Genomic DNA, 14,853 nt, shown 5'->3' on the forward strand with positions numbered 1-14,853 from the left:
TCCCTTAGGGAAGCGAAAGAGCCTAGAAGATTACATAAATCCTAAAATGATATTTGGCTGGAAAAGCTTCTAAATGACACGAAATTAAGAGACCTTAATGATGGTCAGAGCAGCGCCAGCAGCCCCGCTAAGCAACGTCGCGGCACCGAGTAATCCAAATAATTGAAGTGTGATTGTGTCACCTGCAGCTAGACTCAATATGACCAAGTTATTAAATTCAGATACAGAAGCTACAGGTGCAATAATGGTAGGCGTAGATGGTGTTCCGTTAATTAACAATCGCGTGCTGACCAACAAAGCGGCCGTAACATTTACTTGATACGAAATCATATAGTCTCCGGCTGACGGCACCGTAAATGTATCGTTTAAGCCGTTGACAGTAATGCCGCCATTAAGCAGTTGATTGTTAGGGAGTGGAACGTTAGTTCCGCCAAGGACAACAGCGATAACGGAACCAGCCGTATTCGCGGCAAAGCTGTTAATGTTCGTGAAAGCTGTACCTGTGGCACCAGTTGCACCTGTAGTGCCTGTAGCTCCAGTCACACCGGTAGCCCCAGTTGCACCGTTGGTTCCTGCTGCACCCGTAGCACCAGTTACACCGTCAGCCCCTGTTGCACCTGTAGCCCCTGTTACTCCGTTTGTTCCTGTTGCGCCCGTAGCACCGGTAGCTCCGTTTGTTCCTGCTGTACCCGTAGCACCGGTTACACCGTCAGCTCCTGTTGCGCCTGTCGCACCCGTTGCACCGTTTGTTCCTGCTGCACCCGTAGCTCCGGTTACACCGTCAGCCCCTGTTGCACCGGTAGCCCCTGTTACTCCGTTTGTTCCTGCTGCTCCTGTCGCACCCGTTGCACCGTTTGTTCCTGCTGCACCCGTAGCTCCGGTTACACCGTCGGCTCCTGTTGCACCTGTAGCCCCTGTTGCACCGTTGGTTCCTGCTGCGCCTGTAGCGCCTGTAGCACCGGTTGCTCCGTCAGCTCCTGTTGCACCTGTTACTCCATTTGTTCCTGTTGCGCCCGTAGTACCGGTTGCTCCGTTTGTTCCTGCTGCACCCGTTGCTCCGGTTACACCGTCTGCTCCTGTTGCACCGGTTGCACCGTTTGTTCCTGCTGCACCCGTAGCTCCGGTTACACCGTCAGCCCCTGTTGCACCTGTAGCCCCTGTTACTCCGTTTGTTCCTGCTGCGCCCGTAGCACCCGTCGCACCGTTTGTTCCTGCTGCACCCGTAGCGCCGGTTGCACCGTTCGTTCCTGCTGCGCCCGTAGCACCGGTTGCACCATTAGTTCCCGCTGCACCCGTAGCACCCGTTGCACCATTAGTTCCCGCTGCACCCGTAGCACCCGTTGCACCATTAGTTCCCGCTGCACCCGTAGCACCCGTTGCACCGTTCGTTCCTGCTGCACCCGTTGCACCGGTTGCACCGTTTGTTCCTGCTGCACCCGTAGCTCCGGTTGCACCGTTTGTTCCTGCTGCACCCGTAGCACCGGTTGCACCGTTTGTCCCTGCTGCACCCGTAGCACCGGTTGCACCATTCGTTCCTGCTGCACCCGTAGCACCGGTTGCACCGTTTGTCCCTGCTGCACCCGTTGCACCGGTTGCACCGTTTGTTCCTGCTGCACCCGTAGCACCGGTTGCACCGTTTGTCCCTGCTGTACCCGTTGCACCGGTTGCACCGTTCGTTCCTGCTGCACCCGTAGCTCCGGTTGCACCGTTTGTTCCTGCTGCGCCCGTAGCGCCAGTTGCACCGTTTGTTCCTGCTGCGCCCGTAGCACCCGTTGCACCTCTAGCCCCTGTTGCACCGGCGGCTCCTGCTGCACCCGTTGCACCGGTTGCACCATTCGTTCCTGCTGCGCCTGTAGCACCGGTTGCACCGTTTGTTCCTGCTGCACCCGTAGCACCCGTTGCACCTCTGGCCCCTGTTGCACCGGCGGCTCCTGCTGCACCGGTTGCCCCTGTTGCACCGTTTGTTCCTGCTGCTCCGGTAGTACCTGTAGTTCCTGTTGCCCCGGTTGCACCTGTAATTCCTGCAGGTCCTGTAGCTCCTGTGTTATCTCCAAAGAGTTCAGATGAAACAATCCGATGCGCTGTAACTATTTCTCCTGAGGCCGATTTTCCCCAAACAGAAATTTGGATTTGTTTTGCAGCGGTACCTCCTGTTGTAAATACGAATTCGAAACTATCAAAATTAGCAAAGTAATTTCTAGTTATCTCTTGATTTGGTAGAACGTCCAATACATCAAGAACATATAACGTTCTTGTGCCGTCTAAAACATAACCCTGAATGACCACAGAAGCAGAATTGACGGTATCCCGATTATCAATAATGAGCGATACTTGCTGAGTTGGTCTAACTCCGCTGACAGAACTATTATCAATAGGTCCAGTCGATAAAATAGCCATATAATAGATAACCTCCAATTTTTAAAGTTCAGATGTAACAAGCAGATGTGCTGTAACTAACTGTCCGGATGCATTTTTCCCCCATACAGAGACTCCAGTCTGATCTGCAGCGGTGCCTCCTGTTGTAAATATGAATTCAAATCTATCGAAATTTGCAAAGTAATTTTTGGTTAGTACTTGATTTGGAAAGACATCCAAAACGTCAAGTACATATAGCGTTCTCGTGCCATTTAAGATATATCCTTGTATGATAAGAGTTGCAGAATTAACAGTATCGCTATTATCTATTAATATAGTTACCTGTTGAGTGGGCCTCATACCGCTGATAGCATTGTTTTCTATCGGACCGCTTGATAAGACAGCCATTTATGTTTTTCCCTCCTATTCATATGGTTGAAATTAACTCTAGTTTGCAGAATATATCTACTAGCTAGTAAATACTACTTCTAAACTATGCAAATTCTTAAGAGATCGCTTGGACTTAAAAGAAAGAACTACCTAAATTTTTCCACAAAGTGGTAAATTCCAAAGTAAATCCTATCAAAACTAGTTGCTAAACAACGCGAAAAAGCTGCCCGTTCTCACGGCAGCTTCTAGTTTCTGACTTTGGTGTTTTCGTATATGTGTTTAATTATTATTCACTATTGCTCCCTAGTCTAATCAAGCCACTTTATAACTGAATGCTGATATATCGAATCGGCAAGAAACTCTTCAAATGAATCATAGAGCTTAATTATCCCCTTCATGCTTCCCTCGTACCATTCCATGACAGGAGGATTATCCCCTTCATCCAAATTAAAAAATCTAATTTCATAGCCCTGATGAATAGAGAATACAAAAGCGCTAGCAGGCAGCACGACCGGGTTATTATTCTCTCGTAATAACTCATTTGCCTCATCCTGAAGTTCTTTTAGTTGTGAGAATTGCATGTCTGTGCCTTGGAACAATCTTCCCGAATAATGGCCGACTGCAAGTAAATAATGACGATAGGACTCGGGTAACCTGACTCCCATTTCTTGCTCCAGTAGCTTTATCTCTGCTTCGCTACACCCATCGAAAGGACGATCCGTGTACAATTCCTTCTCTTGCAGGAGCTTTAATAAATGTTCCCGTCTCACTAACCAACCTACTTCCTTAAGGGGTAATCAAATATTATTTACATCTTTATTCGTATTGGGAAAGAGCTGTAAGTAATCGAACTTCACTACACATCCTTCACCAACTGGGCTCTGAGCAACTACACCAACTTTTAACCTTTGACTATTCTTCATTCCAAAATAACGCACTAAGGCCCAATCATTACCATCAAGAGAATAATGAAAAGCTATGCAATTATCATATCGAGACACTCTGAAGAAAGGTTTTACATTTCCAACATAGTCACCGATACAATCATCCGAAATATCTTTCGTTACAACACTAATAATGGAAGGTCGACCTCTAAAATCTTCATAACATAACTTGGCCCAGTTATTCTCGTCTGCCATGACCATCAGGCATGCGGAATCATTTCGGTCACGTATGTCTACGCTAACCCGAGTGGTTAAAATAAAATTTTCACTTGTTGTCGTGTACAGGAATGGAACAGAATTTTTCCTCGTTTCCTCTGTTGGGTTATGGAAGAAGTCTGCACGAGGTGGCGCAGTAATTATAAGTGCACTTTGTTCAGAAAATGTCCATTCATGTGGTTCATTCATCCATTGAAGGGAAGAATGTAGACTTTTCCCCACGCAGCTATTAAAAAGGTTCATACCTAACCATCGCCACCCATCTATAGTTTAAATAACTTCTACCCCTGGCATTTATTTGCTTCGCTTAGACGGATGATCTCGTCAACGACGTCCGTGATCGGTGCAGTAACGTCGATAATCATTCCGTTTTCCGGAATGTCTTCTTTCGTTTGGTGCAATCGCGCAATGAGTTCCCGCTCCGCTTTCTTACTCCCCCACTCATTTTCCGGTCGTTTGTCAAGCCGCCTGTTCAATGTGTCAAGATCGACCTCGAGGACAATACACCGTCAAATAAATCTAAGAATTTCGAAATCTTCCTGGAACCACCGCAGAAAAATGTTACCGCCTCATCTTGATTGGCGACCAAATCTTTTACTTTATCTACGTGCCATATATGGTGCTCGTGCGTAACACCATCCGTCCGAGTACCTGTTTCTGGATCGCCTTGATAAGCTAATTCTCGGTCACCGTGAATGGCATGGTAACCGCGCCGCTGTAATTCATTGCAGACCGAAGTTTTACCAGTTCCGGAAACGCCTTCAATTAGATAATCCCTAATGCCCATGGCTTTTTTTAAACTCCTTCGCCAGTATGGTCTATGTAATTGTAGCACATTCCGGGACAGGAAAGCGCTTTCTAATACATTCTCTGCGAGTTCCCACTCTGTGGTACATTCGTGTTTATTCATTAAAAAAGCCGCTTCGTATGAGCGGCCTAACATTCCGGACTTATTAAACCTACTTTCACTTCTGTCGCACCTTCTTTTTCCATAACGATCTCTTTGGCTTTTTCTATGATCTCCGACTCCACATCACTCTCGATGTCAATTTGAATGGATCCTTTGTTTATTTTTACCCCCTGATCAGGTTTGGTGAATTGATAATCAACAATGTATTTCATTGCTCTTTTACCTCCTAAAATTTGGTGTTTTTACATTATCGCATTCTAAACAAAGAGAAGCAAATCGCATCTTTCAACAATAAAAAGAACGTCCTACATTAGGCGCCATTTTTATCTATTTAATTGCTATAAAAATCTGCAACTGTGTTTGCTCGGGATCTAAATTTCTGGCGTCATACAGCTCATAATCTCCCGTAAATGCCCTTACTTCCTCTGATTCCTTAAAATATTCCCAAATTTTCCCCCACGCCTGTGCAACCACTTCATAAACAGGGCCCTTTTCTGTTGTAAATACCAAGTATTTGCTCGCTGGCACTTCAACGGTATGGAACTTGTCCTCATCCCGCAACTTAACGCTGGCTACTTCGTGCCCGATCAGTGTGGTATACGCGCCTGTAGCATCACTTTCATAATCCGTATAGAGCGCATAGATCAAATGGGAATTGATTGTCGGGGTTTGTGACGTGATTTGACTTTGAAAATATGTTTCCCATAGTTTCGGCAATCGCCGATTTGGGCCCGCTTCCTCCGCGTTTGTTGTTCGTACTTGAACACCTGTTAGTGTTATTGCTGGTTGCTCGGATATATATGTACGCATAAATTCAACCTCGTCTCCTTGTATTTATCATCAATATACAGGGAGAACGTGGACACCTATCTGTCCAGTTTCTGATAGAGCTCCATAATTTTTCGTGCCCGATTTACCATTTCTTCGGCTACGTGGATCGGTGCTTCGACTCTGACATGTTCACCGTAACTCAGCAGCATGCTGTAAAGCCATTCATCTTCGGCGAAGCGCCCTTTTACCTGTAAGGAACCATCCTCCTGTCTTTTAACTTGTCCCGGATCGAAGGAATCCCCCACACGATGCCGAACTTTCGAATGGAATAGAAATGTCATCTCTTCCATATTCGTATTCGACCAATCCGACTCCCACGCATAGCCCTCTAGCGAAGGGGCTTGTTTTCTAACAAAGGTTTGCTCCAACACCCGCAACTCCTGTATACGAGATAATCGAAACACTCGAAATTCACTTCGAAGTGTGCAATAAGCCTGTACATACCATAGGTATCCTTTTAAAATTAATGCGGCAGGCTCGACGACTCTCTCACTTTCCATACCGTTCATGTTCAAGTACTTGAAACTAACCTTGCGTGTATGCTCAATCGCCTGCCTCAAGCTGTTCACTTTATCCCGTGCACCAGGTCCTTGCCCCCACGGATTGAAATCGAAAACAAGTCCTGTTCCCTGCTGCTCCATTTGAAGGCGATCTACTCGACTGAGCAGCGCCTTTACTTTATCCAGCAGAGTATCAAATATACGATCATCCACGGCGGTATGTATCCCTTTTACCGCCGCGACGATCGCTTCAATTTCACCGAGCGTTAAGAATTGCCGAGCCATGGCGTAAGGTTCCATGATTTCAAATCCACCGGAAATGCCTTGATAAGCCACAATTGGAATACCCGATTGATTCAGGGTCTCCATATCACGATAAATCGTCTTTGTCGAAACTTCAAAACGATCAGCCAATTCTTTGGCACTGACACGCCCGCGATTCAAAAGCAGCACCGTCATGGCCAGCAAGCGGTCAATTTTCATACGAAAAACCTCACTAGATTATTGTTTTCTTACCTTACTACCTACCGGTATACTCTGAGCAAAACGAAACACATTATGAGGATCATACTTTCGTTTCACCTGCTTCAATCTGCCTAAGTTCACACCATAATACGCCTTTGGCCAGTTTTTCATCTGCAAATCGGGAAAGTTCACATAATCCCCCTTAACAAAAGGACGTAACGCTCTGCGGAATCTTTCCACCCATTGAATATTCCGTTGCTGCTCGCGGTTATTCCTCCAGCGAGCTGACAGTTCATAAATGGTCTCCGCTTTTCGATGCGGATAGGCCGTTGCAGTAGGCGATATTCGACTCACCGCGCTTCCTGCACCACCTAAGCTTTGACTCCACACGGTAGAATTCCTATTGGGTGCTTTGGACAAAAAGTCACGAATGATTCGCACTCCTTCACGAGGCAATGGTTGAAACCCGTAAGCCCCGCTTATTTTAAATTTCGGCTCCAAATGTAAGTCCGATTCGGCAAAAAATTTAGTTGCTTCAATGAAAGGCACTGTCTTCACCAGCACTTTCACCGGATTGCCTGCACGCAAGAGCGGTCTAATCAAGCTGCGCAACTCCTCAGCACCTCCAAGTAATTGCCCGGTTGATACAATAGTACCTACCTGCTTGGCAGACACCTCGATGGTTGAGGTTAAGCGGTTCGTGACGGATGGGGCCCAACGCTGCCAAACCGGTAACACCTTCTCCAAATCGCTCCAATTCCATGTGACGCTGTATATAGAAACCTTTGAAATAGGTCTAACCCGAAACGTATAGGCTGTAGCAACGCCAAAGTTTCCTCCCCCGCCTCCTTGTGATGCCCACAACAGATCGGCATACTGCCTCCTGTTTGCCACAATGGTCTTTGCTCCATACCGCCCCGAAGCTACGACCATCTTCACTTGTTTCAAGTTATCGCACGTAAGTCCATATTTCCGGGACAAAAGTCCAATGCCGCCGCCCAGTGTAAGCCCGGCTACGCCTACGTCAGGCGCAGTCCCAGCCGGCAGCGCGACACGCTTAATCCACAGCTTTTTGTAAACACGAGCAAGTGGATTTCCCGTTTGAACAATGGCTACCCTATTTTTCCGATCAACCTTAACTTTATCCATCTCGCTCACATCGATAATAATTCCGCCATTGACAGCCGAAAACGCTTCATAGCTGTGCCGGCCGCTGCGCACTCGCAGCCGTACGCCCCGCTCGCGAGCCCATTTGACTGCGTTGATCACATCCTGAGTTCGCCTGCAAAAAACAATGACCTTTGGAAATTTGGAAAAGCGTCTATTGAACTCCATTCTGGCTGCATGGTATGTCGGATTCCCCGGAAATACGAGCCTTCCGGTTAATCGTGTACCTGCTTTTTTCCGGCTTTGGGTCATCTATTTTACACCATCCCTGTTCATGGCATATACCTTTCTCATCAGCATATGTCTATGTAGGGACACCTGTCCTAGTAACGGCAAATACCTTGTTTAAATCGTAATATTCCGAAAAATAAAAAATCCGCAATTTCTGCGGATCGAACATTTAGAGATGGCTTTTGATTTGATCAATAAGTGCCCCGTATTGTTCCTCAGTTAGAAGAAGATTTCCCGCTGGGTTCATTTCAAACATTTTTCCCCAGGTGTAGCCATCTTTATATTTCGGTACGATGTGAAAATGTACATGCGGCATTGTATCACCAAATGCACCGTAGTTAATTTTATCCGGTTGGAACGCTTTTTCAATCGCTGCTGCCACTTGCGCTACATCACGCATATAAGCGTCTTGCTTCTCCTGTGGCAGATGAAAAAACTCTGTTTCATGCTCGTTCAGCGCGACAATACAGCGCCCCCGGTACGTCTGTTCCTTAAATAAATACAAGGTTGATACACGTAACTGGCCGATTTCGATCATAAGATTGTTCAGTGCTTCGTTTTTACTGCAGTAATTGCAAATTGAACTCATGTCTGACACTCCTGTTCGATAGAAATGGAATAAAAGGATAACGATATTATACCAATCCTATATTCCCATGTATATAATTTCCATGTCTACGACAGGCTTGTCTACTTACACAGAGTTTGTTCATTAAAATATTGTCGGTACCATTCCCCCATCCATTCGGATAGGCGAGCCTTTGAACGCGGAGGCATACGGACTACAGATAAATGTAGCTAGTCTACCTATCTCTATCGGTCGTATGAACCGCTGGATTTCGGATTGCGGCAAATTCTTCGCCATAAAATCCTTCTCTTTCGCCTCGAAGGTCATCTCTTCGTTCGAATACATGCTTTCGATGATCATTTGTACATTCTCGGAGAGCGTCGGCCCGGGCATGATCGTATTCACGGTGACTTCTGATCCATTGGTCAGCTTTGACAGACTTTTGGACAACGAGAGGAGCATCGATTTGGTCATAGCGTAATGAGGCATCAATCCCGAAGGCATGATGGCTTCCTCACTTGCGATAAAGAGGACGCGCCCATAATCGCCGCTTAACATGGAAGGCAGATACAACTTCGTCAAACTGTTCGCGACAAGCACGTTCGTGCGGAAGTACTTCTCCCACTCGGCATCATCTAAATCATCATAGGACTTAATTTCGTAGATGCCCATATTATTGACCAAGATATCGACTTGGGGGAACCTCGTGAATAAAGCTTCTCTTTGCTGCGCATCTACAAGATCGGCTGCGGCACTTTTAGGCTGAGTGTTAGGAAATTTCGCCTGAATCTCCTTCACTGTAAGCTCAACCTCTTCATTGCTCCTGCCATTTATGAGAACATGAACACCTTCATTGGCAAGTTCTAAAGCAATCGCCTTACCGATTCCCTTGGTAGAGCCCGTCACTAATGCCGTTTTATTTCTTAAACCCATATCCATCTGTCTACACTCCTTATGTTGTGAATACAGATTATGATAGCTGGTTTCGTCTATTCGGTAACTAGCGAGGAACGCCAATGTTCTTGCGCAATACGCCAATTGGCGGGAGTTTCTCCTTCCCACGAACGGAAAGCCCGGTAGAATGAATTCTGATCCTCGTAGCCGACGAGAAAAGCGATCTCTTTGATCTCCAGCGACGGGTCTACCAAATAATTGAGTGCCTGCTCATGCCTGGTTTGCACCAACAACTGCTTAAAGCTTGTTCCTTCTTCTGTCAAACGTCGCTGCAAGCTGCGATCACTCATTCCCAACTCATTAGCTACGGTTTGAATGTCGATACGCCCTCGCGAAAGGCAGCGCGACAGAATCCATTTTACTTTATTGCTGATCTTACGTTTGCTCTGATGTTCATCCAAATGACGATCCAAAGTAGGAGTTAGAATCTCGAGAAGTTCTGCATTATAAGAAACAAAAGGACGTTCCAGATCACTACCGTATAGCGTAAGCCGGTTGCCAGAGGCATCTACCCGAACAGAGCAGCCGAAAAAATCTTCGAGAACTTTCGAGTTGCCTATATCATGGACGAGCTCAACAGAATGAGCTTGGAGAGGACGTCCGGTTCCTCGTCGTCCGAGTTCCAGGAGATAAGCAAGTGTAATGCCTACCAGTACCGGCGGTCCAGGCTCAACGGCATGCTGCCAATCCAGTTCGACGACAACATGTTCTCCTTCTTCACGCAAACACAAGTTTTCGGGAGGACACATTTGTTTGTAACGAGACATTCGCGTAAGAGCATCTCGGAAATCTCGGGCATGGAAGGTTGCTAAAGCGGCCGGTGGATATTGCGCTGTCTCGAATGCAGTGGCCAATTTGACGATAGACGTGGCGGCATCGCCAACAAGTTCGGCATAAGCTTGCCAGATCGCATAGTATTGGGCCGTCGTAATGACGGGGTCATTGATAATAGTCAGAGGTAGACGGGCATGCCGAGCTACTTCTTGAGGGGATATCCCTATGAAGAGCAGACTGGACCAGAACCCTGGCGCGAGCTTCACTCGATCGGCTGCAGTAACTTTCTTCATGGTTCACCTCCAGGGTGGTATGCAATGTGCGGTTTTACCTCCTATAATAAAATAGGGTTAAAATAATTACCATGACTTCTAATCATCATTATCATGTTGCCAGTGGGTATCTATATACCCTCTTTTTATAGACCACTCAGCAAGCATTTTGGTCTGACGAATCTCTAAATCCCTGTAAGGTGCTGCTTCAATAGAAATTTTGCTAAAACGGTCTTGAAAATGCGGTCCTTCTACAAACTTTCTCATCGCCCCCATGTCTCGATCATTTGCAGCCCAAACGACCCGATTAATACTGAAAGTTAACAGAATTGTGCAACTGCACATGGGACAAGGCTCACAAGTAGTGTACAGGGTATAGCTTTTTTTTAGAAATTTCTTGGTCTCAGCATCGAGCATTCTTGCTCCAGCGTTTCTAATGGCATCGACCTCAGCGTGAGCGGTTGTATCTATTAGCGTAAAGACCTTATTATGTCCCCTGCTAATCATCTTACCGTCAGAATCCACGATTACTGCTCCAATCGGATAGGTACCTGCCTCTTTGGCTTTCTCAGCTTCAAGAAATGCCTCCAATAAAAATTTACGATCATCCAGCATGAGCTAGTCCCCTTTTAAAAACAATTGTATTTTAAACTTTCGATATGCATCCAGCAATTCCTGTCTATACAATCATTCAGTAAAAAAATGAAAGGTGTGTGAAATGATGGTAATAGATATGAAGATTATCATTGCTGTGGGAATGCTATTCACAGGACTGGCTTGGCGCGGGGAGTAAGCAAATGCAATAAAAGCGCTATCTTTTGAAAAGTGGATTTCTCCTCAGGGTGTCAATTGGTACCTATTTCAACTTACAGAGGCATCGTGTGGGTTTCTGATACCAATGGAAGCCAATAATCTCTGCTCTGCACCACATCGAACGCAAACTCAAATCGTAATGAGAATCAGTCCCCATAAGTTTTATTTTTTTCTCAATTAGTAACGTGATCAAACGATTGAATGTCTCTTTCCAAGTTTCTGTCGATACTTTCTGGTTCCTCCTATAGAATCAATGGCTGCATCAGCACCCTGTCCATTCGTTAAATCCATAAGGGTCTTCTGTAAGGGGACTTCAGAGGTCTTAATGACAGAAGCGGCACCAAGACTAAGTAAAGCTTCCGTATACTTATGATTTCTCGTAACCGCAAAAATGTGCCCGATCGCAGAGCCGCACGCATTAACTACCAATACATCGTCCGGTTCTAATGCCAACTCTTCCGTACAAATAACCCATGCTGTAATTGGATTTATATATAGCTGGGCAGCAGTAAAATGATCAATGGAGCTAGGAATGGGCACGGCGAAGCCAGCTGATGTTTTAACAAATTCTTGCCACGTTCCTTCTCCCCGCAATTGAGTAAGAACCTCTAATCGGTATCAAATCAGATGGATTAATCGGTCGTGCCAACATTCGCACAAGGACTTCGTTATCCTCTGGGGGCCGTATGTTTTTATAAGCGACTTTCAACACGTCTTTAGGGCTGCTTTCAAAGCCATGCTTCTCCTCGATATCAAATAATCAATTAAAAACAAAAAGCCGGCCATTGAGGCCGGTTTCAAGTTTCTTTCATATTGTACCAAAAGTTTATTTTTTAAGCCAAAATAGCTTCAATTTTATCGAGTACATCCGATGAAAGCTCGATACCAGATGCCTTCGCATTTTCCTCTACCTGCTCTGGACGGCTTGCACCCACGAGCGCACTCGCAACATTAGGCTGTCTCAAAATCCAAGCTAATGCGAGTTGGGCTACAGAGATTCCCAGCTCCTTAGCAATGCCATTGAGCTGTCCGACTTTGGCGATTTTCTCCTCTGTGATCCCGTTTCTCATACCTTCCAGTTTGGCGGCACGGCTATCTGCAGGAATTTCGGAGATCGAAGTATACTTCCCGCTGAGAAGACCTTGCGCAAGTGGCGAGAATACGACTTGGCCGATGCCTTTCTGTTCGCCAAGCGGAATTACCTCTTTTTCGATATAGCGGTTGAACATGTTATAGACTGGTTGATTGACGACGATGCGATCAAGCAAATATTTATCTGCTACTGCTAGTGCTTCCGCCATTTGTACAGCTGTCCATTCGCTGACTCCAGCATACAAAATTTTGCCTTGTCTCACCATATCATCAATGGTGCGAAGCGTTTCCTCTACAGGAGTTTCTGGATCAAAGCGGTGGCAATAATAGATATCGACATAATCCGTATTCAGACGCTTAAGGCTGGCATGCAATTGCTCGTAAACATGCTTACGGGACAATCCCCGGTCATTGGGACCAGACCCCATAGGCCAAAACACTTTTGTCGCAAGTACATAGGAATCGCGGGAGTAACCGCTGAGCGCCTCTCCTACCACTTTCTCAGCTTCTCCACGTTCATACACATTAGCTGTATCGAAAAAGTTGATACCGAGATCGTATGCGCTGTGAATGGAATCTACTGCGTTTTTCTTTTCAACGTAACCGCCATATGTAAGCCAACTGCCTAAGCTAACCTCACTAACCTTTAGTCCCGATTTGCCTAATTTCCGGTATTTCATGTGCCCAATCCCTCCATTGTGATCTGCTGACTTGTCCCCCTAATGATAAAACACTCCGTATCCTTTTAAAAGTACTGAAATTTTATTTACATACTTTACGACAGTATAGTAAGTAAACTCTTTGAAAATGGGATGGTTGTGTTACACTAAGTATAATTAGCAAGGCAAGATGAAAGATTCAGACCAAGGGAGACACCTCACCAAATGAAGAAATGGTTGACCATCTGCATGTACCTCGTGCTCATATTCACTACTTATGTATTCAAGGACGAAATTTTGAATTGGATGCAGCATGGAGATGCGCCCGTTCTGCTTATTTTTTTGGCCGCGCTCGGTTTTATTATCGTACCTATCATCCCTTACAAAATAGTTATCGGCTTGCTCGGGTTTATGTACGGTCCATTGATGGGCGCTTTGATCAGTTGGACTGCTGCCTCAGTCGCGTCTGTCATTGTATTTTGGCTCACACGCTACTTATTTCAAAAACAGGGTCGTGCTTACTTGTCCAAGTATGAAAAGCTGGAAAAGCTCCAAGTTGCGATAGAAAAAAATCCGTTCCTGACGATTTTGCTAGCACGACTGATCCCGGTTATCCCTCAGGCTGTCGTGAATGTCATTCCTGCCATTACTTCCATTCCCGTCGTTACATTCGCCGTAGCCTCCGCATTGGGCAAAATTCCTGCAATGCTATTGTTTGCGTTCATCGGCAGCAATCTATTTGCTGGCACCAGCAAGCTCGTTTTGTCCGTCGGCGTGTATGTCCTTTTTTTGGTATCCGTCTATGTCATATACCGCGTCTGGCTCAAGAAACGATGGGTTTAAGCAACCATGTTTCAGGTAGTAAATAAGAAAACGGCGGCCCCAACGGCTGCCGTTTCTTAATTTCAGTTTTTCTCGCTTTTGTACTCCAAAATATCTCCTGGCTGACAATCCAAAGTCTTACATATCGCTTCTAATGTTGAAAAACGAACCGCTTTTGCTTTCCCATTTTTCAGGATGGAAAGATTAGCCATCGTAATTCCGACCCTCTCCGCAAGCTCCGTTACGCTCATTTTCCGTTTTGCTAACATCACATCAATATTGATGACAATCGCCATGTTATTCACCTCAGATTGTTAAATCATTTTCAGATTTTATATGAATTGCTTCCTGTAAAAGTTTTTGAAGAACTGCAGCGAAAACGGCAATCACGATAGAAGCGAAAATAATGACCCACCCGGTGACTGTGATTATTGGAGGGTCAACTCTCCTCGCAATGAGATAGTAAAGTGGCATACCTAGTAGATACAAAGCACTGATTGTAATGGCACAGTATTTTATATTCTTTAAAGCCGTTACGGATAATTCCGAGAACGCTTGGTTCTTATCAATATAACTTAACAGTTTAAAAGCCTGATACAGAGCAATGTAAAATGGTATCGCTGCCGCGTACATATCGGTTAATACGAGTGGTTTCATATAAGCGAAATCTGGATATAATCCTCCAGCAAAATTCCCGAACTTAGGCACTAAAAATATGCACAAAGCAAGAATAGGAATTCCAATAAGAATAACTGCTATCTTCAAAAAAAGTGTTGTTCCCCGTTTCATTAAGAGCACCTCGCTAATTTATTTATAAAATGACTTTATCATATAATTTATTGTTTATCAATAAATTAATATCGTTTTAAATTAAACTGTTATTGTTAGTT

General features: G+C 45.4%; 18 protein-coding genes and 1 pseudogene. 1 reads left to right on the forward strand and 18 read right to left on the reverse strand.

From position 1 onward, the window contains the following. Nucleotides 1-84 precede the first annotated feature (84 nt). From RQP52_RS07450 to RQP52_RS07525, 16 genes and pseudogenes are all read right to left on the reverse strand, one after another. Nucleotides 85-2,397, reverse strand: a complete 2,313-nt coding sequence (locus tag RQP52_RS07450; RefSeq protein WP_315950557.1) for a BclA C-terminal domain-containing protein — start codon at nucleotides 2,395-2,397, stop codon at nucleotides 85-87. Between the two features lie 21 nt (nucleotides 2,398-2,418). Next, nucleotides 2,419-2,763 carry a hypothetical protein gene (locus RQP52_RS07455; RefSeq protein ID WP_315950558.1) on the reverse strand — a complete coding sequence of 115 codons (345 nt, stop codon included), beginning with the start codon at nucleotides 2,761-2,763 and terminating at the stop codon, nucleotides 2,419-2,421. Nucleotides 2,764-3,053: 290 nt separating this feature from the next. Then, on the reverse strand, nucleotides 3,054-3,515 hold the full coding sequence (locus RQP52_RS07460) for an SMI1/KNR4 family protein (protein ID WP_315950559.1): 462 nt from the start codon (nucleotides 3,513-3,515) through the stop codon (nucleotides 3,054-3,056). A gap of 27 nt (nucleotides 3,516-3,542) precedes the next feature. Then, nucleotides 3,543-4,094, reverse strand: coding sequence for a DUF1349 domain-containing protein (locus RQP52_RS07465; RefSeq protein WP_315950560.1), 552 nt, complete (start codon nucleotides 4,092-4,094; stop codon nucleotides 3,543-3,545). A gap of 92 nt (nucleotides 4,095-4,186) precedes the next feature. After that, nucleotides 4,187-4,381, reverse strand: a complete 195-nt coding sequence (locus RQP52_RS07470) for a hypothetical protein (RefSeq protein ID WP_315950562.1) — start codon at nucleotides 4,379-4,381, stop codon at nucleotides 4,187-4,189. Then, nucleotides 4,378-4,692: an AAA family ATPase gene (locus tag RQP52_RS07475; protein WP_315950563.1), complete on the reverse strand. Its 315-nt coding sequence runs from the start codon at nucleotides 4,690-4,692 to the stop codon at nucleotides 4,378-4,380. Before RQP52_RS07475 ends, RQP52_RS07470 begins: the two co-directional genes overlap by 4 nt. Nucleotides 4,693-4,841: 149 nt before the next feature. Next, on the reverse strand, nucleotides 4,842-5,027 hold the full coding sequence (locus tag RQP52_RS07480) for a hypothetical protein (RefSeq protein WP_315950565.1): 186 nt from the start codon (nucleotides 5,025-5,027) through the stop codon (nucleotides 4,842-4,844). Between the two features lie 115 nt (nucleotides 5,028-5,142). Then, nucleotides 5,143-5,625, reverse strand: coding sequence for a GyrI-like domain-containing protein (locus RQP52_RS07485; RefSeq protein WP_315950567.1), 483 nt, complete (start codon nucleotides 5,623-5,625; stop codon nucleotides 5,143-5,145). Between the two features lie 56 nt (nucleotides 5,626-5,681). Next, on the reverse strand, nucleotides 5,682-6,629 hold the full coding sequence (locus tag RQP52_RS07490) for a helix-turn-helix transcriptional regulator (protein ID WP_315950569.1): 948 nt from the start codon (nucleotides 6,627-6,629) through the stop codon (nucleotides 5,682-5,684). 18 nt (nucleotides 6,630-6,647) lie between these two features. Further along, nucleotides 6,648-8,030 (reverse strand): FAD-binding oxidoreductase, encoded by a 1,383-nt coding sequence (locus RQP52_RS07495; protein ID WP_315950571.1) that lies wholly within the window; start codon nucleotides 8,028-8,030, stop codon nucleotides 6,648-6,650. 148 nt (nucleotides 8,031-8,178) lie between these two features. Continuing rightward, nucleotides 8,179-8,598 carry an HIT family protein gene (locus RQP52_RS07500; RefSeq protein WP_315950573.1) on the reverse strand — a complete coding sequence of 140 codons (420 nt, stop codon included), beginning with the start codon at nucleotides 8,596-8,598 and terminating at the stop codon, nucleotides 8,179-8,181. A 123-nt stretch (nucleotides 8,599-8,721) separates the two neighbouring features. Beyond that, on the reverse strand, nucleotides 8,722-9,516 hold the full coding sequence (locus RQP52_RS07505) for an SDR family NAD(P)-dependent oxidoreductase (RefSeq protein WP_315950574.1): 795 nt from the start codon (nucleotides 9,514-9,516) through the stop codon (nucleotides 8,722-8,724). A gap of 50 nt (nucleotides 9,517-9,566) precedes the next feature. Further along, entirely contained in the window at nucleotides 9,567-10,598 is a 1,032-nt protein-coding gene (locus RQP52_RS07510; RefSeq protein ID WP_315950575.1) for a helix-turn-helix transcriptional regulator, read from the reverse strand. A 78-nt stretch (nucleotides 10,599-10,676) separates the two neighbouring features. Further along, entirely contained in the window at nucleotides 10,677-11,192 is a 516-nt protein-coding gene (locus RQP52_RS07515; RefSeq protein ID WP_315950576.1) for a nucleoside deaminase, read from the reverse strand. A 435-nt stretch (nucleotides 11,193-11,627) separates the two neighbouring features. After that, nucleotides 11,628-12,141 (reverse strand): annotated as a pseudogene (locus RQP52_RS07520) (alcohol dehydrogenase); the annotation flags it as partial. An 82-nt stretch (nucleotides 12,142-12,223) separates the two neighbouring features. After that, the gene (locus RQP52_RS07525) at nucleotides 12,224-13,162 is read right to left on the reverse strand and encodes an aldo/keto reductase family protein (protein WP_315950578.1); all 939 of its coding nucleotides are present in this window, start codon (nucleotides 13,160-13,162) and stop codon (nucleotides 12,224-12,226) included. Nucleotides 13,163-13,366: 204 nt separating this feature from the next. On the opposite strand from RQP52_RS07525, the gene RQP52_RS07530 reads away from it, so the two are divergent. Further along, the gene (locus tag RQP52_RS07530; RefSeq protein WP_315950580.1) at nucleotides 13,367-13,984 is read left to right on the forward strand and encodes a TVP38/TMEM64 family protein; all 618 of its coding nucleotides are present in this window, start codon (nucleotides 13,367-13,369) and stop codon (nucleotides 13,982-13,984) included. 62 nt (nucleotides 13,985-14,046) lie between these two features. On the opposite strand, the gene RQP52_RS07535 is transcribed toward RQP52_RS07530, so the two are convergent. Together RQP52_RS07535 and RQP52_RS07540 are read right to left on the reverse strand one after the other, a co-directional pair. Next, nucleotides 14,047-14,259, reverse strand: a complete 213-nt coding sequence (locus tag RQP52_RS07535; RefSeq protein WP_315950582.1) for a helix-turn-helix domain-containing protein — start codon at nucleotides 14,257-14,259, stop codon at nucleotides 14,047-14,049. 10 nt (nucleotides 14,260-14,269) lie between these two features. Continuing rightward, entirely contained in the window at nucleotides 14,270-14,752 is a 483-nt protein-coding gene (locus RQP52_RS07540) for a DUF2975 domain-containing protein (RefSeq protein ID WP_315950584.1), read from the reverse strand. Between the last annotated feature and the right edge of the window lie 101 nt (nucleotides 14,753-14,853).

Origin of the sequence: Paenibacillus violae (genome assembly GCF_032461945.1) — a bacterium.
GTDB lineage: Bacteria > Bacillota > Bacilli > Paenibacillales > NBRC-103111 > Paenibacillus_E > Paenibacillus_E violae.